The following is a 21489-nucleotide window of genomic DNA, read 5'->3' as shown; positions in this document are numbered from 1 at the left end:
TTAATATAAGGCCTGCCATACGGTCAGCGCTTGCGCCGTATCTCTGACATCATGCACCCGCAATAACTGCACACCTTGATCGGCTGCATGAAGGGCAATCGCCAAAGAACCACCTAATCTGTCTTGGGGATGGGTATCCCCTGCAAAGGTAATAATCAGTTTTTTTCGACTTGCCCCAAGCATCAAGGGGCATCCCAAACCGTGGAAAAGCGCAATCCCACGAATAAGAACCAGATTATCTTGAAAGCTTTTACCGAAACCAATACCTGGATCAATAATGATCCGGTCACGACTGATACCGGCGGCTTCTGCAACGGCTATACGCTTTTCTAGCCAGTTATAAACCTCGATCAGGATTTTTTTAGAAGATGCCTCATGATCTTTGCTTTCTTCATGGTGCATCAAGATAACCGGATATTGTTTTTCTGCCGCGACAAGCAAAGAATTCTTATCCCAGCTTAAAGCCGAGACATCGTTAAAAATAGCTGGTGTTTTTTCCCATACGGCCGAGATAACGGATGCCTTTCTTGTATCGACTGAGATCGGTAAAGAAGATTCTCTCAATCGGTCAATGACCGGCATTACCCGTAATTTTTCTTCTTCTTCTGTTACCGGTTCGGCGCCAGGGCGGGTGGATTCACCCCCGACATCAATCAAAGAAGCGCCCTGCTGTATCATAGCCTTGGCCGTTTCGCAGGCGGATTGGACGTTATTTTGATATAACCCGCCATCGGAAAAACTATCCGGCGTTATATTCAATATGCCGACAATATGGGTATGATCTAATTTGATCTCATTTTTACCCAGTTTAAAAGACGTCCTTGGCGCGACAATCCTTGAAATCGTTTTATAGGCATCCAACTGCATTTCAGTCGAAAGGCTGTTCAAAAAGCTATTGATATCAGCAACAGAAATAACCCGTTCCTGAACGATCTCACCTTTTGACACCATGATAACACTAAAAGCGCCAAACCATTTTAACCCGCCCGCCAGACGGAAAGTCGCACCGGAAGGCGCAATCGGCGCATTGACAAAGGCAGTCGGACAAAAATAAAGGCGGATATCAGGCATTTCGGGAGTAGTCAGACTTTGATTATAAAAAGACATCAGGGATTCTCGGCAAGGTAACGTTGACGTAAGATATCTAACGGCAACAAAGTATTATTTTCTTCAAAATGCCAAAAAATCCAGCCATTGCAGGAAACGGCCTGTTGTAATTGAGCACCCAATTTATGGATAGAGCCGACCCGACCATCGGCGGATTGCAAAGCACCATCGACACTAACGACCGCTTTAAAACGACGACGGCTGTCATATAGGACATGACCGGGACGGATAAAACCATTTTCCATCAAACAACCAAAAGTAACACGCGGCTGCTTCCGTTTATTGGATGATTGCCCCATCAAACCTTCGTCAAAAACCTCTGCTTGCTCTATTCTGGTCGTAGCAGCGGTAATGTAAGTCGGGTCTTGTTCGATCCCAATCCAGTTTCGCCTTAAATGTCGGGCAATAACGCCGGTTGTGCCCGTGCCAAAAAACGGATCAAGGATAACGTCATCCGGTCGGGATGAAGCTAATATAATCCGGTAAAGTAAGGCCTCAGGCTTTTGTGTGGGGTGGATTTTCTGCCCGTTTTCGTTTTTCAGCCGTTCATTCCCTGAACATATTGGTAATAGCCAGTCCGAACGCATTTGAAGATCATCATTAAAAGTCTTCAAGGAGGCATAGTTAAAAATATAACGGGATTTATCTGATTTAGCCGCCCATATCAGGGTTTCATGGGCATTGGTAAACCGCCGACCTTTAAAATTAGGCATCGGATTGGATTTGCGCCAAATGATATCATTTAATATCCAATAGCCCTGATCCTGCAAGGCTGTGCCGACTCTAAAAATATTATGATAGCTTCCAATAACCCAGATAGTGCCATCATCTTTTAACACGCGGTGGGCTTCTTTTAACCACAAACGGGTAAAATGATCATAGGCCGCAAAGGTATCGAATTTATCCCATGCATTATTGACCGCATCAACGCGACTGCCTTCTGGTCTGAAAAGTTCACCACTTAACTGAAGATTATAAGGTGGATCAGCAAAGATAAGATCAACCGAATTATCTGGCAGCGTTTTTAAAACGTCGATACAATTACCGGCCAAAATAGAATTCAAAGGTAACTTTGGGCTGTCAGATAAATCTGTATCGCCTCCGATGTCTTCCTCACTCATGCGTGATACACATTCGGCAAGGCGCATAAATACTGATCCTTTCACAGAAATCCGGCTTTACTGTGATTCAATGCGACTCTTCGGTCAAGAGGCTTCATTGTAAAAATAAAAAAGCTGTTATGGATGATTATTGAAGTAACTATTTTATAACTTCATAAAATTTAAAAAAAGTAACTAAAATAACGTCGTTTTGCCCCTAGTTTTTGTTTTCATAAAAATAGCGAACCGGTGCAAAACTCTGGCGGTGTAGCGGGGTTGGCCCCAAAATTTGAATGGCTTCACGATGTTCCCGCGTGCCATAGCCCATATTTCTTTCCCAGCCATAGCCCGGATATTGTTGGCTAGCGTCTGTCATTATCTCATCACGTTCGACTTTTGCCACAATAGAAGCCGCCGCAATCGACAAAGATATACTATCCCCTCTGATAATCGATCGTGATTTCCACGGCCAATCAGGACTTTCACGGCCATCTACTAGGATATAATCAGGCTCGATACCTATTTTCTGTATCAAAGCTTCTACAGCACGTCTCATTGCCAATAAACTAGCCTGCCGGATATTGATCCGGTCGATAGTCTCAACATCCACAAGACCTGTCGCATAATCAGCCTGATTATGCAGCATATCTGATAAGAGATGACGACGACGCGGAGTCAACTTTTTGGAATCATTGATACCTTGTGGAATATGTTCCCGATGAAGATAAACAGCGCCGGCCATAACAGGGCCCGCTAAAGGTCCCCGCCCAACTTCATCGACGCCAAAAATCACGCCTTTTAGGCTATCTTCATGAGATAGGTCAGGCATAACAATTGCTTTTTTTGACATTATTCCAGCCGGTTCTAATCAGTTGTTTTCAAGAAACCAGCGATCAAAGGCGCTAATCCCTAAAGTATGTCCGATAGGTCCATGCCCTTTTCCAAGGGACGGTGCTTTTTCTAAAGCTTTCCGAATATAGTGACGCGCCCTTGTTACGGCTTCTTTTAACGACAAGCCTTGTCCTAAAGAGGTCGCAATAGCGCTGGATAAACTACAGCCTGTACCATGCGTATTTTTTGTCAGGATACGGCTATCCTGCCATGCATATTCCTGACCATCGGGTAAAATTAAACGATCGACCAAGATTGCCCCTTCGCCATGACCGCCTTTAGCCAATATCGGGCTGTCATATTGATGTGCCAATTGTCGTCCCGCTTCAATCAGCTGTTGATCTGATTGGATGTTTTGGTGGGTTAAAATCTCTAATTCGGGAATATTGGGGGTGATAAGGTCTGCCCGAAACATCAAACGGTCATATGCCGCGATTGTTTTATCATCGGCCAATGTTGATCCACTGGTCGCAACCATAACGGGATCAAGAACGACTGGAATATCAGGAAATTTTTCAAGATAATCTGCCAGTGCAATTGCGACTTCGCCATTACCAACCATCCCGATTTTGATCGCCGACACGCCGATATCCGTCATCACCGCATTAATCTGGGCAATGACCATCTCAGGCGCGATGACATCAATTCGGGTCACGCCTTGGGTATTTTGAGCCGTCAAAGACGTAATCGCGGTCAAGGCATGGCCGCCTAACATCGTGATGGTCTTGATATCAGCCTGAATCCCTGCCCCGCCGCCGGAATCTGATCCGGCGATGGTCAGAATACGCGCAGGAAAGTCCTCGCTAATTTCTGGTATTTTATGCGGCACGACGTACAGTCTCACATATATGATCGACAATCTGATGAATAAGTTCGGGGTCTTCCGCTTCAGCCATGACGCGGATTAACGGCTCTGTTCCCGATTTACGGATTAACAGACGTCCCTTGCCTTTCAGATTTTCTTCGGCTTCGGATATCGCTTCGCAAACGGCTTCGTCTTTAAGAGGCTGACCACTGCTATAACGGACATTTTTCAAAAGCTGGGGTAACGGGTCAAAAACATGCAGTAATTCACTTGCTTTTTTATCGCTTTGCACCAGATCGGCCAGCACCTGTAACGCGGCAACCAAACCATCTCCAGTCGTCGCATGATAAGACAGGATAATATGGCCAGATTGTTCTCCGCCAACGCTATATCCCCCTGCCCGCATGGCTTCGACGACATGACGATCACCAACCTGTGTGCGAAGAAGCTGAATACCCAATTTCGACAAATGACGCTCAAGTCCTAAATTGGACATTACCGTCGCGACAAGCGAATTCCCCTGCAACAAATTGCGTTTATGGGCTGACGTCGCGATCAAGGCCATGATCTGATCGCCATCGACGATCTGTCCTTTTTCATCGACAATAATCAGACGATCGGCATCCCCATCAAGGGCAATGCCCAGATCAGCTCGTGTTTCAAGCACCTTCTCTTGCAAAGAAGAGGTGTCGGTTGAGCCGCAATGGTCGTTGATATTCAACCCATTGGGGGACACGCCTAAAGTAATGACTTCGGCGCCTAATTCCCATAAAACGGCGGGAGCAACCTGATAGGCAGCCCCATTGGCGCAATCCAAAACCAGCCGTAACTTATCCAGTCGCAAACTTTCTGGAAAACTAGATTTTACCGCATGGATGTAGCGTCCCTGTGCATCATCGATACGTCTTGCCCGACCAATATCCGCCGGAGCCGCCAGAACCGGCGGCTGATCGATGGCGGTTTCGATGGCTTTTTCTTCTTCGTCAGACAGCTTGTATCCGTTGGGCCCAAAAAGCTTGATACCATTATCGGAAAAAGGATTGTGACTGGCAGAAATCATCACGCCAAGATCAGCACGCATTGATCGGGTTAAAAGCGCGACCCCCGGTGTCGGCAATGGACCTACCAAGACGACATCCATACCGACACTGGTAAAACCCGCCATCAGGGCAGATTCTACCATGTAGCCCGATAATCGCGTGTCTTTACCAATCAGAACACGATGACGATGCTGCCCACGTTTGAAATAGGCACCGGCGGCCTGTCCTACTCTCATAGCGACATCGGCTGTCATCGGATCTTTGTTCGTGCAACCGCGGATACCATCCGTTCCAAAATATTGCCGTGACATACGCGATTACCATCCTTTCCGATCAAACTTTAAGACTTCCGGCTGTCAGAATTAGGGACAAATAATAAGGTTATTCGCCTTCATTCTCATGCAACAGCCTTTTCAAGAAGGGTGTTAAGATGAATATACCCCCGCCGAATACAACGGAAAGCCAGCCGATAGAAGAATAAACATTCAGAATAGTATGAAATCCATCGCCGCCGCCACTGCTGGTCATTTGGGCGATCATTCCAGCACCATATTCACCGAATGCCGTTGAAAAAAACCATGTGCCAACCATCAACCCAGCCATATGCATGGGTGATAATCGAGTAATAGCCGCCAGTCCGACGGGTGACAGGCATAATTCACCCAGCGTATGGAAGAAATAAATCAGGAAAATAAAGATAACAGGCATCAACTGGTTTGAATGTGCCGGTGCACCAGCAACCAGAACTAAAAAGCCGATGCCGAGCCCGATCAAACCCATGCCGAATTTAAAAAAGCTCGAAGGTTCAAGCTTGTATTTGTTCAGTAATGTCCAAAATCCGGCCATTAAAGGCGCCAGCAAAATGATATAAATCGAATTAAGCGACTGGAACATGGATGTCGCGATATCAATACCCGCAATATGGCGATCGGTGTAGCGATCGGTAAACATATTGAGCGATGATCCAGCTTGCTCGAATAGAGACCAGAAAATAACCGATCCGATCATCAACAACATTGCTGCCAACAAACGGTCACGGGCAACAGAGGGTAATTGAAAGGCGCAGTATAAAATATAGCCAACCAACAGAATACCGATAACACCCAGCAATTGACCGACAACTTCATGATAATTGAGCAGCAAAGCAGAAAAAACGATGCCAACAAGACCAAGGATATACGTCCAATTTTCTTTCGAAATACCCATGATTTTTTGCGACAATTTTTCAGGATAGGCGGATTCACCCCGCCCTTTCAGAAGCGGACGGCAAAAAATAAAGATCGCAAGGCCAATGGCCATACCAACACCAGCCAGACCGAAGCCATAACGCCAGCCATATCTTTCGCCAATATAGCCACAGATCAAAGGCCCTAATGCGCCGCCAAGATTGATGCCCATATAGAAAATAGTGAAGGCTGGATCTCGTCTTAGGTCATCTTTATTGTAAAGGCTGCCGACAATGGCGGATATATTGCCTTTCAGAAATCCGGTGCCGACGATGATAAAGGCAAGTGCGATATAGAAACAATTAATGGCAAAAGCTTGATTGCCGCCATTTCCTTCAAAACCCATCAAAAAATGGCCAATGGTAATAAGAACCGCACCATAGAGAACGGCTTTTCGGCCACCCAAAATTTTATCAGCAATAAAACCACCGATAACCGGCATAATATAAATTAAGGATGTATACGCCGCGTAAATAGTATAGGATTTATTGTCACTGAAAAGAAAATGCTTCGTTAAATAAAATATCAGTAGCGCTCTCATTCCGTAGAATGAAAATCTTTCCCACATCTCGGTAAAAAACAGCAAAAATAGCCCCGGTGGGTGTCCTAAAATAGTTTTTTCTTGATCTGTTCTATTCTCTGATGACAACAAGCTGTCCCCCCTTACACAATCGGAAGTTTGCGCAAAATGGTCTTTGAAAGACCAGATGCCATTTTCCTACCCTGCTTCTTTGGGAACAGAATATCATCTTTTTTGCAAGGATGATTTTTATCCGGCTGCCTTGGCAACAACCGCGATATGCAGACCTAATGAAAAAATATGTCTGAAATGAAAGGTTTTTTTGAGTGATATATATAAAAATCGGGCGGCGGAGACCCAAAAGCTCTCCGTCACCCGATCCATTATCTAAAATAATATAATATTATTTAGATTTTTCTTCTTTCCGCATTTCTTTTGCGGCAGCAACCATCGCTAAGAGAGAAGGTTTCACTTCTTCCCAACGACGGGTTTTCAGACCACAATCCGGATTGACCCACAAGCGGTCAGCCGGAAGATGCTTCCGAGCCAAACGCAAGAGGTTCACCATTTCTTCAACAGACGGAATACGGGGTGAATGAATGTCATACACACCGGGGCCGATCTGGTTCGGATATTGATAGCTGGCGAAAGCCTGCAACAATTCCATCTGCGAACGAGCGGTCTCGATGGAGAGCGCATCTGCATCCATCGCAGCGATCGAAGGCAGAATGTCGTTAAATTCAGAATAGCACATATGACTATGAATCTGCGTGTCATCCCGAACACCGGAAGCCGTCAAACGGAAAGATTCGACTGCCCAATCCAGATAGGTTTGCCATTCTGCACGACGCAAAGGCAGACCTTCACGTAAAGCGGCTTCGTCAATCTGAATGATTTTTGCGCCAGCGGTTTCCAAATCAACCACTTCGTCACGGATAGCCAAGGCCAATTGGCGGCAGCTAACGGAACGTGGCTGATCGTTACGAACGAAAGACCAGTTCAAGATGGTAACCGGACCCGTCAACATACCCTTAACAGGCTTTTTGCTCTGCTTCTGGGAGAATGACCACCAGTCAACCGTCATAGCTTTCGGACGCGTGACATCACCGAACAGGATCGGCGGACGGACGCAACGTGAACCGTAGCTTTGTACCCAACCATTATTGGTGAAGGCAAAACCGTTCAGCTGTTCGCCGAAATACTGAACCATGTCGTTACGTTCGAATTCGCCATGAACCAGAACGTCCAGACCGATTTCTTCCTGCCAACGAATGGTTGCTGCGGTCTGTTCACGCAGGAACTGCGTGTAACCAGCATCATCCAACTCACCACGACGGTTTTTAGCGCGTGCCTGACGAACTTCTAACGTCTGCGGGAAAGAACCAATAGTCGTTGTCGGATAAAGCGGAAGGTTCAGGCCTTTCTGCTGGACAGCAGCACGTTTCGGATAAGGATTGCGACGTTGTGCCATATCCGGCGTGATTGCAGCCAGACGTTTGGTAACGGCTTCGTTATGGATGCGCGGTGAAGACTGACGGTTTTTAGCCGCTTGGGTTGAGGCCGCCAGTTCTTTGGCAACTTCATTCCGGCCTTTGTTCAAAGCGGTTTTGAGAACAGCCAGTTCTTCCAGCTTCTGCTGAGCAAAAGCCAACCACTGCGTAATTTCCGGATCAATCTTCTTTTCGGCTTTCAGGTCAACCGGAACATGCAATAAAGAGCATGACGGTGCCAGAACCAGATCATATTTTTCCGCAAGCGGTTCAATCCAGTCAACCAAAGCATCCAGATCAGCGCGCCAGATATTACGGCCGTCAATCACACCCAAAGACAGAACCGTGTCAGGGCGAGCTTTTAGCAACAGCGTATCATAATCATCGCTGCCACGGATCAAATCAACATGCAGACCAGCAACCGGCAAAGAGGTTACAAGATCCATGTTTTCGGCGACACGACCAAAATAGCTGGTCAGCATCAAAGATGGACCCGCTTTTGACAAAACGTCATAAGCCTTTTTGTAGGCTGCGCGCTGTTTGTCATTTAAATCGAGGACAAGAGCAGGTTCGTCGATCTGAACCCATTTTGCACCGGCTTTGGCAAGGCTCGTCAAAACTTCGGTGTAAATAGCCAGAACGTCATCGAGATAATCGAACGAATCGACATCGCGACCTTTGGCAAGGCTCAACCATGTAACCGGACCCAGAATAACCGGACGGGTTTCGATACCGGCTTCTTTGGCTTCGTTATAAAGATCTAAAACCTTGGTAGAAGCGAGGCTGAATTTCTGACCTTTGACTAATTCAGGCACCATATAATGATAATTGGTGTCGAACCATTTGGTCATTTCCATGGCGGTTACGCTGTTTTCAGCGGAGGTCGTACCGCGAGCCATGGCGAAATAAGTGGCAAGATCAACTTTTCCACCCTTGAAGCCATAACGTTCCGGCACGGCACCTAACATCACCGTGGTATCAAGGACGTGATCGTAAAAAGAAAAATCATTGCTCGGAATATAGTCGATTCCAAGATTTTTCTGTTTCAACCAAGTTTCGCGACGCAGGGAAGCGGCTGTTTCTTTCAGCTCGGTTTCGCTGCTACGGCCACCCCAGAAGCTCTCAAGCGCGAATTTCAGTTCGCGATGCGGGCCAATTCTTGGGAAACCCAAATTAGCAATGGTAACGCTCATTTTCTCTTCAACCCCGAAAAGAAGTCAATTTCGAAAGCCGTTTTTCAGCTTTCAAAATTGATGGATGGATGACTGGTTTAAGGCAGGTCTCCTGACTTACGGTTCATCGCCTCAGATCGGCCTTCCCGATATTGCAATATCAGTGGCACAATGATCTTTGCTCGCCGTTTACAGTTGCGGGGGCAGCACTGGCTTTAAAAAATCTTTTTTCACCAGTTTCCCTCTTAGCTTTGTTAGCAACAAAGAACCTTAATCCTTCCTCTTGCTCTCCGATCAGGAGGCAAAGGTCAAGCTAAATATAAAGATGTGTTTATATGTTTATTTTTTAATTAGAGGGAAATGGCGTCTGTGATCACGAAAAAGAAAAGATTTTTGCCAGATAAATAGGGAAAACTTGCAGAACGAACAGACAGAGGATAGCCGAAAAGGATGAATGCGTTTTTTTCTCCGACTGAAACTATAATCCTGCCCTGTGACCCAAAAGGCATTGAAAAGGCAGTGCAACTGATTCGGAAAGGCTATCCGGTCGCCCTTCCGACTGAAACGGTTTATGGCCTTGCGGCGGATGCGTTATCCGGCGAAGCGGTCGCCCGCATTTATCAGGCAAAAGGTCGTCCGTCCTTCAATCCCTTAATCGTTCACGTCGCGGATAGGACGCAGGCCGAGCATATCGCAGAATTCAATGAAGACGCTTTGGCTTTAGCGGATAAATTTTGGCCGGGTGCTTTGACATTGGTGCTTCCTTTAAAAAAGAAGCGAAAATTGCCTCTATTGTGACCGCAGGTTTGGATAAAGTTGCGGTCAGAATGCCGTCTCATCCCGTTATTCGGGAATTGCTCAAAATCTGTGGCTGCCCTTTAGCGGCCCCTTCCGCCAATAAAAGCGGTTCGATCAGTCCAACAACGGCTCTTCACGTAAAAGATTCCCTCGATGGAAAAATCGCGGCCATTCTTGATGGGGGTGTTTCTGATAAAGGAATCGAATCTACGATTATTTCTGTCGAAGCGGATGAAATAAAAATATTACGACCGGGGCCTATCACCACAGAACAGATCGCAGCGGCGACCCATTTGCCAATCGTAGAATATAAAGCGAACGGACAAAATCCAGTCGCCCCCGGACAAATGGCCAGCCATTATGCCCCATCTCAACCTGTGCGATTAGATGTTTCAAAAAAAGACGAAGATGAATGGCATATCGGTTTTGGAAAGATTACAGGCGATGATAATTTGTCATCATCAGGCGATTTAACCGAAGCGGCGGCCAATTTATTTTCAGCCCTCCATAAGGCCGAAAAAAGCGGCTACGCACGCATCGCCATTGCCCCCATTCCGCTTAACGGCATCGGAAAAGCCATCAATGACCGTTTGGGACGCGCAGCGGCCCCCAGAAATTAATAAGCGATCAGGTCAAAAGGACAGGGATAAAAAATTCGTTCATTTGAGGCTATTGTTTTAATTTATCCCTGTAGCTCTTGCGAAATTTGGCAATTTTAGGTGCCACAACAAGGGCACAATAATTGTTTCCTGAGCCTTTTTGGTAGAAATAATCCTGATGATAGGCTTCTGCCGGATAAAAGACGCTAGCAGGCTCGATCTTTGTCACAATCGGTTTTTGAGTATGGGCTTGCGCTTTAACAATCGCATCTTGGGCAAGATGTTCCTGCTCGTTATTCAATGGAAATATCGCAGAACGATATTGGATGCCAACATCATCCCCCTGCCTATTAAGCTGCGTTGGGTCATGAATATCGAAAAATATATCGAGAATATCAGCATAGCTGATCTGGCTGGAATCAAAAACCAAACGCACGGCTTCAGCATGTCCGGTTTTGCCTTCGCAGACCTGTTCATAACTGGGATTGGGTACCGTTCCGCCGATATAACCACTTTCAACGGATATTATTCCGATAATATCTTTGAAAATAGCTTCAATGCACCAGAAACAGCCACCGGCTAGTATCGCTTGTTCATCCATAAACAAGGAACGGGTAATATCTAAAAAAGTTTCTTTATTATATCCGCTTTCGATGGATATCGTCTTTTGGGGCTTGAAAATATGATCTTTTTATAAGCGGATAATGCCTGATTATAGAATCGGTTTTTTCTTTTTTGGATGCTCTGCCAGATAAAAATTATATTTCGGTTAGAAGACTAGCATCACATTATTTGTCTAAAGAGAATGGCCAAGAATAAAGGCGCCCTTCCCCAAAATACAAAAACGCCGCCTGTTTAAAAACAGACGGCGCCTTTGAGGCAAATTCTATTGCGCTATTAGGCAACAGCTGCGCGCTTGAAAGCAGAAGCTTCTTTAGCGAGAGCAGTGATTTTTGCCACGTCTGGCTTACCAGCCGGAACAACCCAGCTACCACCAACGCAAAGGATGGATGGGTTTTCGAGATATTTCGGAGCTGAGGTCGGGGTGATACCACCGGTCGGGCAGAAACGAACCTGACGGAAAACAGAAGCCATGGACTTCAGGGCAGGTAAACCGCCAATGTTTTCAGCTGGGAAGAATTTGAAGCGGTTCAGACCGAGATCAAGACCCGTCATCACATCAGCAGCATTAGCAACACCCGGAAGCAGAGCAGCTTTCTGGGCAACAGCATGCTTACCGAGGTCAGCGGTCAGACCCGGGCTAACGAAAAATTCACAACCAGCTTCTTGAGCCTGATCGAGCATTTTTGGGTTAAGAACCGTACCAGCACCAACAACGGCACCAGGAACTTCTTTCATGATCTTGATTGCTTCAAGAGCACATGGGGTGCGAAGCGTTACTTCAAGAACGTTCAGGCCACCGGCAACCAAAGCTTCTGCAATAGGTTTTGCATCAGCAATATCTTCAATGACCAGGACCGGCATAACCGGTGCCAAGCGCATTACGGAATCGATATCGCGCATCTTAGACTCCTGCTTTATTTCCCTTAGGGGTTCGTTGAATTGCATCTACCCCATCGACCAAAAAATCAAGTTTTTTACGCGGCGGCATCGTAAATCTTGTGTGTGCAATGGTCTCTGGCATGTTCTCAGCAATGAAACGCAACATCTGTTCACGGATGTCACAACAGAGATCCCAAGAGGACGGCGCATCCCTTGCAGTCGCCAATAATCGGAGCTCGATATATTCCGGTTTCATGTCACTTACTTGTAAAATATAAGATCGACCGTCCCATAAAGCATTGGAAGTAACTACTTTTTTCATATGCTCACGCAGCCGCTCCACATCGGCCAAAGGATCAACATATAAAAAAACTTTTCCAATTAGCTGCTCAGCTTCTCTCGTCCAATTCTCAAAAGGCGCTTCCAAAAAGCGCGCCAGAGGCACAATAACGCGTCTCTCATCCCACAAACGGACAGTCACATAGGTTAATGTGATTTTTTCTATCCAACCCCAATCGCCCGTCTCAACAATGACCAAATCGTCAATGCGGATTGGCTCGGTAAAAGCAACCTGAATGCCGGCAATCAAGTTTTTAAGCATTGGCTGGGCGGCGGCACCGACGGCCAAACCCACCAATCCGGCAGACGCCATAAGGGTTACGCCGATATTTCGCACCGCTGGAATCGTCATCATCATAATCCCAAGCGTGACCATGATAATAAGAAAGGAGCCGACTCGCATCATAATCGACATACGAGTGCGCCGTCGTCTGGATTCCAGCTTTCGGCTTTCATTGCCTTCGACCGACCGTTTGCTTCTTATATCAACGATATCGCTAATGGCATGCAGCAATGCCAAAGCCAGCCACCCCGCCATGGCAGGCACAACAAAGGCCTCTGTCCGGCCTAGCAAATTTTCTCCGACTTCACCGAAAGGCAATATTTGCTGAGAGGCATAAATACCGATTAGACCGGATATCCAACGGAAAGGTGAAGCGAGCTTGTTCAGCCATATCTCGGCAATCGGGTTTTCTTTATTCTCAATAATGGCTCGAATGAGACGTAAAATAAAACGATAGGCGGTAAGGCTCACCAGAACACAAAGACAGAGAACAAGCATTGTCTGGATAGAAACTGGCAGGCTATGGAGAAGATAATTAGGCAATAAATTATCTCGCATAATCAATAGGTTAAACAAAATATTTATCTATCTTAAAGACAGATGTGTCGTCGGTGCTAGATTTTTAATAATTTTTATCAAGAAAAAATATTTCTTCGATTCAATGTAACAAAAATATTAAATAAACGACATGCAACCTTATCATTTTTCTTAAAGAAGCATGCGGCTTATATAGCATATCTATCGTAGTCTATCTACATATGTTCTGTGAAATGGAACATAACTTAAAGTTTATGGTTTAATAGCGGAACATATCTGTCACGAAAGGAATGCATTCTACTATGTCCAGCAACCGACTGACTAAACCTGTTTTGGGTTTTCTTCTGGGCGCAGCAGCCTTTGGTCTCTCCCCTGTCATGGCCGGTGCCGCTTATACTGCAGCGGATCAGGGCGTTGTCGAAAAGGCAGATAACAGCATCAAAAATACGGCCAACGAAGCCAGTAGCGGTGCTAAAAGTGCAACGAATGAAGTCCGTCATTCTGCGAAAAAAAGCTGGAAAATGACCAAATCAACGGCCAGCAAAACGACCGGAAAGAGCAACGACGCTCTTGGTAAGTCATGGGATAAGACCAAAAGCAGCACCGAAACAGCTACGGATAATGCGGGTCATACCATCGCAAGATCAGCCGACAAAGCAGGCGGTGCTATCGAAAATACCACGGATAAAGCCGGTAATGGTATCAAGAAAGGTGCTAACACCGTCGGCAAGACCTTCTCCGGCGCATGGAAAGATGTCACTGGCGGTAAAAAATAATCTACCCCATTTTCTTCTAAAACAAAAAAGCGCTTTCGGTTTGAAACTGGGAGCGCTTTTTTTTATTCACTTCCCGTTGTCTTATAACCCATAAATAGTACTATTTATTTTACCATTCGGTATAAAATATTCCTGAAAAACAAGGCTTTCAATTGCGATTTTAAAAAATCACTTTGGATTTTAAATAGCTAAAAATACAGAAAAAACATTCTGAAAAAATTAACATTTTATTGCAATGTAATTTGAATTTTAAAGATTGTTTCAAAAAGAGATTGAAAGCTATAAGACTAATTAACCGTTAACCACAAAATCGAATGATTTTTACAAGTCATGTAACCCTTCCCAGACAGCAGGATTTACCGATGCGCTTTTCTCTTATTGTGACGTCCTTATTATTTTCTGCCAGCACGCTGGTCTCGCCTGCGATGGCCGACCACAATCACAGCAATAAAAAAGATTCCGACAAAAAAGTCGAAAATAAAGAGCAAAATCCTGCTTTGACGGATGATATCCAATCAAACTGGGCAAAACCACCGATCGCGGAACAAGAAAAAACGACCGAACATAGCTTCTCTCTTAACGGTAAAGAGCTTAACTACAAGGCAACGGCAGGCACCTTGACTATACGGGATGGCAACGGAAAACCCACGGCCAGCGTTTTTTATACAGCCTATACAGTGAACAACAAAAATTCGGATAAAAGCCGTCCGGTTACCTTCTTCTATAACGGTGGGCCCGGTTCTTCTACCTTGTGGCTGCATGTGGGATCATTTGCGCCGGTAAAGGTAAATACGACCGATCCAGTTACTATCCGCCCTGCCCCCTACAGCTTTGGCGCCAATCCTGACAGTATGCTCGATGTATCTGATTTGGTCTTTATTGATGCCATCGGTGCCGGTTATTCTCGGCCTTTGGGTGATACGAAAGGTGATGCTTTCTGGGGCGTTGATCAGGATGCCCGTGCCTTTGCTAAGACCATTGAACGCTATGTAAATAAAAATCAGCGTTGGAGCAGCCCGAAATACTTGTTTGGTGAAAGCTATGGCACCACCCGTTCAGGCCAGTTAATTAATTTGTTACAGAATGATGGAATGCAATTTAACGGGGTTATCTTGCTTTCATCTATTTTGAATTACGGTATCCGCCAGCCCGGATATGATCAGATTTATAAGTCTTATTTGCCAAGCTATGCCGCAACCGCATGGTATCACAACAAACTGGCCAACCGTCCTGCCGACATCAAAAGCTTTTTGGAACAGGTTCGCGCTTTTGCTGCCGGAGATTATGCGGCTGCTTTAGAAAAAGGCGATCAGATTTCAGAAGCCGAGAAAAATCGGATTGCTCAACAGATGGCTGTCTTTACGGGTCTTTCTCCTGAATTTATCAAATTGAATAATCTTCGGGTTGAATTAGGCGCTTTCCGGAAAGAATTGCTGCGTGATCGGCATTTGACCACTGGCCGTCTGGATGCCCGCTATACGGGTATCGATGCAGAACCCGCTGGCGAAAGTCCTGAATTCGATGCTTCTAGCACCGCTGTTTCTGGTGCTTTCTTTGCTTTGTTTAGTGATTATCTCAGTCGCGACTTAGGATATCAGAGCAATCTTGATTATCGTATCAGTGTTTATGGCCAGCCGGGCTTTAACTGGGATTGGAAGCATAAAGCCCCGAATTCCCATTACCCGCAGGAAATGCCTGACGTGGCGGTCGATTTATCTGCCGCTATGCGCGAAAATCCTCATTTAAAAATTCTTTCTTTAAATGGGTATTACGATATGGCGACGCCCTTTTTCGCAACGGAATATGACTTGTCTCATATGATGCTTGAACCGGCACAACGCGCCAATATCAGCTACCGTTATTATCCATCGGGTCATATGGTTTATTTAGATCCGGCCTCCCTGCATCAGATGAAACAGGATATTTCCGTATTCTACGACCAGACGACTACCAAATAACAAAAATTCCAAACAATTATTCCTGCCCCTTCTTGGGGTGGGATAATCGTTTGCGGTATCTAAATTTATTATTTGATTATTATCTCAAAGCCTCTGGCGGGTTATTCTGTCAGAGGCTTTTTTAATCTCTGGCAAAGGCCTTGCCTCGCAGTCTACCACCAAGGAAATACGCCGTTTTTCTCATATTAAGGGAGCCTCTTAAAAGCGCCTATTCATCCTAAAATTAAATAGACAAAAATATATAAAAAAATTTATCCAAAAATCTTGAAATCACTTTTTCCTATATTATCTCAATCTCAACAAGAGATATGGCCAATCGGCATATAACTTGTTCGTCTGGCATAATGCAGACAATGTAATTTAGTCGCTTAATATAAGGATTAGAAAATATGCGTGCTTTTGATCTTACCCCTTTCTTACGTTCTTCTGTTGGTTTTGAAAATATTAACCGTCTCGTTGACTTGGCCTCTCGCGGTGAAAGTGAAAGTTTTCCCCCCTACAATATCGAAAAGCTAGCCGAGAACCGTTATTGCATTTCTATGGCTGTTGCCGGTTTTTCCAAAGATGAACTTGATGTAACCGTGCAAGAAAACGTCCTGACAATAACGGGGCGCGCAACCGAAACGACGAACAAAGAAGGGCGTGAATATCTGCATCGCGGCATTGCTAAACGTAGTTTTGAAAGACGCTTCCAGTTAGCGGATACAATCAAAATTGTGGGTGCCGATTATCAGAATGGTCTGTTGAATATTGAATTAGATCGCGTGGTTCCCGAACAGAAGAAGCCACGGAAAATTGAAATCGGCGCCGCAAAGGACGATCAGCCCAAAATCGAGGGCGATATCGTCAATGCAAAAGTTGAGCAAAAAGCCGCGTAACGGCATAAAAACGCTTCTCAAAATAACCAGAAAAGGCCGCATCTTTAACGGATGTGGCCTTTTTTCTATCAATAAAATCTAAAATGGATCATTCTTTACGCGATAATATCCGGCACCAACTGGTCTTCTATCAGGGTAATTTCATCTTTTAGGCGAAGCTTTCTCTTTTTCATACGAGCTAAACGTAGCTGTTCAGTCGGATTATTGAGTGCCAAAGCGTCAATAGCGATATCAAGATCCCGATGTTCCTGACGTAGCAGGTTAAGCTGCTCCAGTAATGCGTCATTGTTCATCATCAATCCTTTAAAAGCTGTTTTAATATATCGCCTTCATGAAAACCATGGGTGCTAGTCCTGCTTCTATGCCATATTGGTCGCGTAAAAAATACAGCTTATCTTCAAAAAAGATTTTGTATCAGGACAGCGCAGCCAAACTGTGGTTTACTTTCACCTGTTCGGGCATCCAGCCTACCATTAACGGGAGATTCTTCAGTTATGAGAAATCGTCACCTCGCTGCACTTTTTTCGAAACATGCCGATCTTGATGCGCGCTTGCGAACGGAAGCAACCCGTCCAAACCCCGATTTTGCTGTGATGAACCGCCTAAAAAAACAAAAGCTCCGAATTAAAGAAAATATTTTCTCTTTAAAATAAATTAAGGGAAAAGAAAAAAGGACTTAAGTTGATCAACTTAAGTCCTTTTTAAAAGTTTTAGTCTTCCCGAGACACTCTCTCATGACGTTCGTGCTTTTCCTGCGCTTCGATCGTCATTGTTGCAATCGGGCGGGCTTCCAGACGCGCCAGCGAGATAGGTTCCCCCGTAACCTCACAATACCCATATTCCCCCTCATCGATTCGCCGTAAAGCGGCATCAATTTTTGAAATGAGTTTGCGTTGCCGGTCACGCGTCCGCAATTCGATTGACCAGTCTGTTTCGCTTGAAGCCCGATCGGTAAGGTCTGCTTCTTTCAACGACTCTTGGCGCAATTGGGCAAGCGTTCCGCGCGATTCAATCAGAATGGCCTCTTTCCATTTAAGCAGTTTTTCACGGAAATAGGCTTGTTGCCGTTCATTCATAAACGGCTCATCCGGTGAAGGCCGATAGTCATCAGGGGCGGCGATAGAAGGCGCTTTTTCCAAAGCACTGGTTTTAATACCTTTGGTATCAACCTTAGAAGCAGTGAAATTAGATGCCATATACTTTGCTCCCTTTTTAAAGCTGGCAACCACCTTTTCGCTGCACGGTTCATCTGGAAGGATCATTCCGGGCAGAAACAGGCTTCACTCTATAAATGCGTGCTAACTACAAGACAGAGAATTCTCTGTTATATGGCCAACCACGTCACGACTCTTGAAGTGTATTAAACAGGGGAATCCGATCAGACAAGATAGAGAAGTATCATAGTATTAAATACCGTTTTTAAAATAGATGGACTATGGATTTTTTTATACGGTCTTGCGTTCGATTTACAGCATTGTCATAGGCAGGACTATGCATGATATAAGACTAATCCGTTCAGAGCCTGAAAATTTTGATAAGGCTTTATCCCGTCGGGGGTTTGAACCCGTTTCCGAGACCGTTCTTGAGATGGATGGCGCGCGCCGTGCATTGGCATTGGAACTTCAGACATTGCAAACCAAACGCAATGAAGTATCCCGCCAAATCGGACAAGCTATGAAGCAAGGCGAAAAAGACAAAGCCGAAGGAATGAAGGCTGAAGTCTCCGCCATCAAGGAAAAGATGACCGCACTGGAAAGCGATGAAGCCGCAATCGGCGAAAAGCTCCAGCGATTTTTATCGGCTATTCCTAATTTGGCAGCCGAAGATGTCCCCGAAGGAAAAGACGAACAGGACAATAAAGAAGTCTTTCGTTGGGGCGAACCGCGCCAATTTACTTTCAAACCCAAAGAACATGCTGATTTTGCCCCTGCATTAGGGCTGGATTTTGATACCGCCGCCGCCATGTCTGGTGCGCGTTTTGCTTTGATGAAAGGGGCTATGGCGCGCCTTAATCGGGCTATTGGCCAGTATATGCTGAATTGCCAAACCGAAACCAATGGCTTCACTGAAATTGCGCCACCGCTTTTAGTACGTGACCATGCGCTTTTTGGAACAGGTCAGCTTCCCAAATTCGAAGAAGATTTATTTCATACAACGGATGACCGCTGGCTTATTCCAACGGCCGAAGTGTGCCTGACCAATATCGTTCGGGAATCTATTCTGGATGAAAAAGAGCTCCCCTTACGCTTTACCGCATTAACCCCTTGTTTTAGAGCTGAAGCAGGTGCTGCCGGTCGCGATACAAGAGGCCTGATCCGCCAGCATCAGTTCGACAAGGTGGAAATGGTAGCGATTACAACGCCGGAACAATCGACCGCAGAACAAATGCGGATGGTCGAATGTGCCGAACATATCCTGCAAAGCCTAAATCTGCCTTATCGGCGTGTGTTGTTATGCACCGGTGACATGGGCTTTTCGGCCACGCGGACATATGATCTTGAAGTATGGCTGCCTGGACAGAATTGTTATCGGGAAATCAGCAGCATTTCAGATTGTGGTGCTTTCCAGGCCAGACGTATGGGCGCGCGTTACCGTCCAGAAGAAGGCAAAGGGACTGCGGCTGTTCACACATTGAACGGTTCTGGTCTTGCTGTCGGGCGGACTTTGGTCGCTATTCTTGAGAATTATCAGGAAGAAGACGGCACGGTAACCATTCCAGAAGTGCTGCACCCTTACATGAACGGCATAACCAAGCTGGAGATTCTCTAATGCGTATTCTGATCACCAATGATGACGGTATCTCGGCGCAAGGTATCAAAATTCTGGAAGAAATCGCTCTTAAAATTTCGGATGATGTGACAGTCGTTGCGCCTGATAAAGAGCGTTCTGGCATGGCGCATTCCTTAACTTTAAGCCTGCCGAGCCGTCTTTATAAACATGACGATCGGCATTTCTCGGTATCAGGCACCCCATCTGACTCGGTGGTTATGGGTATTAAAGAGATTATGAAAAATAATCCGCCTGACCTCGTGCTGTCCGGTATCAATCACGGTGCCAATTTGGCAGAAGATGTGACTTATTCCGGTACGGTTTCAGCCGCCATGGAAGGTGCCATTGCAGGTATCCGTTCAATCGGTCTTAGTCAGGTCTATTCGCCTGATTTCAAAAATGGCGCACTTTCTTTCGATACCGCGATTAGCTGGGGTGAAAAAGTCATCAGACAACTGATTGACTCTCCTTTGCCAAACCGCACCTTTTACAATGTCAATTTTCCGGCTTGCGAAAATGATGATGTCAAAGGGATCCAGGTTGTTGCGCAAGGTCATCGTGACTATGGCCGCCTGAATATTGAAAAAGGCGTCGATCCGCGTGGTAAGGATTGGTATTGGCTCGCTTTGGGTGAAGCGATCAGTAAAGATAACCGTAATGGTGATCTTGACCTGTCTTACCAGAATTATGTCACGGTCACGCCGCTTGCCCCTAATCTGACCGATGTCGCGTCGCTGCAACCGCTCACGGATATTCTGGCCTAATGATAAAAAGCCTGCCTTTATGGAAGATATCCGGCCTTTGCCTTGCCCTCTTTTTGGGCAGCATGGCTTTACCGACCTATGGCCATGCGGCGGCTTCGGATGTCTACCATGTAAGGTCAGGCGAAACCCTGAACGGTATCGCGCATCGACTTGGCGTTAAGGCTGAATCCCTGATTAGCCATAATCATTTAAAAGCGCCTTACCGTTTACAGGCTGGACAAATATTGATGATACCCGAAGGGCAGTCATCCTATATCGTCCAGTCCGGTGATACTGGCCTCAGTCTGGCACATCGTTACCAAATATCATGGCAACGGATTATTAGCTTAAACCATTTACAGCCCCCCTATCGCCTTCGGGAAGGTATGAAGCTGATCTTACCGACGGCTTCTCTTCAAAGTCACAGCGAAGAATCCCGCGACAACCACCTGAATGTGAAACAAATTGTCGGCGGTGCACAGCCTGCAACCCCCCATAATCACGACAGTGAAAAGGCTGGACAGCCGCTTCATTTCGGTTGGCCTGCCCGTGGTTCTATTATTCGCAGCTATGGTCGGACAGAAAACGGCCATGTCAATAATGGTCTTGATATCGCGGCGGCCATGGGATCGCCTATTTTTGCCGCAGAAGATGGCCATGTTGCCTATACCGGAACCCATATTTCTATTTTAGGCGGCGTTATTCTGATCCAACATGCCCAAGGCTGGACAACCGTTTATGGCCATTTGGATAATATCAAAGTGAAACATGGCGATTTTGTCAGAAAAGGCGAAGTTATCGCTTCTGCCGGAGAAAGCGGCAACACGCCTCGACCACAGCTTCATTTTGAAATTAGGCATGGTTTAAAGGCCGTCAATCCTGCCCGTCTTTTACCTTTACGCAAATAACCATTCTTGGCTAAAAGCCTATCTCATTAGATGGCTTGAACTAGCAA

19 protein-coding genes, 1 pseudogene and 1 riboswitch are annotated in these 21489 nt (G+C 45.8%); of the genes and pseudogenes, 8 read left to right on the top strand and 12 right to left on the bottom strand.

Annotated features, from left to right (window positions below; all coding sequences use genetic code 11):
* The 7 genes from folP to metE form a co-directional block, all read right to left on the bottom strand.
* Positions 1–1107 (bottom strand): dihydropteroate synthase, encoded by a 1107-nt coding sequence (folP, locus tag FBY58_RS04890; protein ID WP_141919751.1) that lies wholly within the window; start codon positions 1105–1107, stop codon positions 1–3.
* Entirely contained in the window at positions 1107–2255 is a 1149-nt protein-coding gene (locus FBY58_RS04885) for a site-specific DNA-methyltransferase (protein ID WP_141919750.1), read from the bottom strand. Before FBY58_RS04885 ends, folP begins: the two co-directional genes overlap by 1 nt.
* A gap of 169 nt (positions 2256–2424) precedes the next feature.
* Positions 2425–3036, bottom strand: a complete 612-nt coding sequence (locus FBY58_RS04880) for a ribonuclease HII (RefSeq protein WP_141919749.1) — start codon at positions 3034–3036, stop codon at positions 2425–2427.
* Positions 3037–3075: 39 nt separating this feature from the next.
* Entirely contained in the window at positions 3076–3927 is an 852-nt protein-coding gene (gene thiD / locus FBY58_RS04875; protein ID WP_141920619.1) for a bifunctional hydroxymethylpyrimidine kinase/phosphomethylpyrimidine kinase, read from the bottom strand.
* Positions 3917–5254 (bottom strand): phosphoglucosamine mutase, encoded by a 1338-nt coding sequence (gene glmM, locus FBY58_RS04870; RefSeq protein WP_141919748.1) that lies wholly within the window; start codon positions 5252–5254, stop codon positions 3917–3919. Before glmM ends, thiD begins: the two co-directional genes overlap by 11 nt.
* A 70-nt stretch (positions 5255–5324) precedes the next feature.
* The gene (locus FBY58_RS04865) at positions 5325–6821 is read right to left on the bottom strand and encodes a peptide MFS transporter (protein ID WP_141919747.1); all 1497 of its coding nucleotides are present in this window, start codon (positions 6819–6821) and stop codon (positions 5325–5327) included.
* 271 nt (positions 6822–7092) lie between these two features.
* Positions 7093–9372, bottom strand: a complete 2280-nt coding sequence (metE, locus tag FBY58_RS04860; RefSeq protein WP_141919746.1) for a 5-methyltetrahydropteroyltriglutamate--homocysteine S-methyltransferase — start codon at positions 9370–9372, stop codon at positions 7093–7095.
* Between the two features lie 63 nt (positions 9373–9435).
* A riboswitch (cobalamin riboswitch) is annotated at positions 9436–9639 on the bottom strand.
* Positions 9640–9801: 162 nt separating this feature from the next.
* Here metE and FBY58_RS04855 point away from each other — a divergent pair.
* Positions 9802–10769: pseudogene (locus tag FBY58_RS04855) on the top strand (L-threonylcarbamoyladenylate synthase).
* Positions 10770–10818: 49 nt separating this feature from the next.
* On the opposite strand, the gene msrA reads toward FBY58_RS04855, so the two are convergent.
* The 3 genes from msrA to FBY58_RS04840 form a co-directional block, all read right to left on the bottom strand.
* Positions 10819–11349 (bottom strand): peptide-methionine (S)-S-oxide reductase MsrA, encoded by a 531-nt coding sequence (gene msrA, locus FBY58_RS04850; protein ID WP_141919745.1) that lies wholly within the window; start codon positions 11347–11349, stop codon positions 10819–10821.
* A gap of 296 nt (positions 11350–11645) precedes the next feature.
* Entirely contained in the window at positions 11646–12272 is a 627-nt protein-coding gene (gene eda, locus FBY58_RS04845) for a bifunctional 4-hydroxy-2-oxoglutarate aldolase/2-dehydro-3-deoxy-phosphogluconate aldolase (protein WP_141919744.1), read from the bottom strand.
* A 1-nt stretch (position 12273) separates the two neighbouring features.
* Positions 12274–13416, bottom strand: a complete 1143-nt coding sequence (locus tag FBY58_RS04840; RefSeq protein WP_141919743.1) for a mechanosensitive ion channel family protein — start codon at positions 13414–13416, stop codon at positions 12274–12276.
* A gap of 296 nt (positions 13417–13712) precedes the next feature.
* Here FBY58_RS04840 and FBY58_RS04835 point away from each other — a divergent pair, with 296 nt between their 5' ends.
* The 3 genes from FBY58_RS04835 (at position 13713) to FBY58_RS04825 (ending at position 17022) form a co-directional block, all read left to right on the top strand.
* Entirely contained in the window at positions 13713–14186 is a 474-nt protein-coding gene (locus tag FBY58_RS04835) for a hypothetical protein (RefSeq protein ID WP_141919742.1), read from the top strand.
* 362 nt (positions 14187–14548) lie between these two features.
* A complete protein-coding gene (locus FBY58_RS04830) occupies positions 14549–16144 on the top strand; it encodes a S10 family peptidase (RefSeq protein ID WP_141919741.1) in 1596 nt (531 codons plus the stop codon).
* Positions 16145–16533: 389 nt separating this feature from the next.
* Complete coding sequence (locus FBY58_RS04825) at positions 16534–17022, top strand: Hsp20 family protein (RefSeq protein ID WP_141919740.1); 489 nt, start codon at positions 16534–16536, stop codon at positions 17020–17022.
* 95 nt (positions 17023–17117) lie between these two features.
* Here FBY58_RS04825 and FBY58_RS04820 read toward each other — a convergent pair whose 3' ends face one another.
* On the bottom strand, positions 17118–17315 hold the full coding sequence (locus FBY58_RS04820) for a YdcH family protein (protein ID WP_141920618.1): 198 nt from the start codon (positions 17313–17315) through the stop codon (positions 17118–17120).
* A gap of 201 nt (positions 17316–17516) precedes the next feature.
* Here FBY58_RS04820 and FBY58_RS04815 point away from each other — a divergent pair, with 201 nt between their 5' ends.
* The gene (locus tag FBY58_RS04815) at positions 17517–17675 is read left to right on the top strand and encodes a YdcH family protein (RefSeq protein WP_141919739.1); all 159 of its coding nucleotides are present in this window, start codon (positions 17517–17519) and stop codon (positions 17673–17675) included.
* 57 nt (positions 17676–17732) lie between these two features.
* On the opposite strand, the gene dksA is transcribed toward FBY58_RS04815, so the two are convergent.
* Positions 17733–18218, bottom strand: a complete 486-nt coding sequence (gene dksA / locus FBY58_RS04810; RefSeq protein ID WP_141919738.1) for an RNA polymerase-binding protein DksA — start codon at positions 18216–18218, stop codon at positions 17733–17735.
* A 295-nt stretch (positions 18219–18513) separates the two neighbouring features.
* On the opposite strand from dksA, the gene serS reads away from it, so the two are divergent.
* Genes serS through FBY58_RS04795 form a run of 3 tightly spaced genes read left to right on the top strand, consistent with a single transcriptional unit; the run spans position 18514 to position 21442 of the window.
* Entirely contained in the window at positions 18514–19791 is a 1278-nt protein-coding gene (gene serS / locus FBY58_RS04805; RefSeq protein WP_141919737.1) for a serine--tRNA ligase, read from the top strand.
* A complete protein-coding gene (surE, locus tag FBY58_RS04800) occupies positions 19791–20555 on the top strand; it encodes a 5'/3'-nucleotidase SurE (RefSeq protein WP_141919736.1) in 765 nt (254 codons plus the stop codon). Before serS ends, surE begins: the two co-directional genes overlap by 1 nt.
* Complete coding sequence (locus FBY58_RS04795) at positions 20555–21442, top strand: M23 family metallopeptidase (RefSeq protein WP_141919735.1); 888 nt, start codon at positions 20555–20557, stop codon at positions 21440–21442. Before surE ends, FBY58_RS04795 begins: the two co-directional genes overlap by 1 nt.
* The last annotated feature ends 47 nt before the right edge of the window (positions 21443–21489 follow it).

Source organism: Zymomonas mobilis (assembly GCF_006715975.1).
Lineage (GTDB): Bacteria > Pseudomonadota > Alphaproteobacteria > Sphingomonadales > Sphingomonadaceae > Zymomonas > Zymomonas mobilis_B.
Note: the sequence above shows the minus strand (reverse complement) of the source record. Positions and strands in the feature narration are given on the sequence as shown.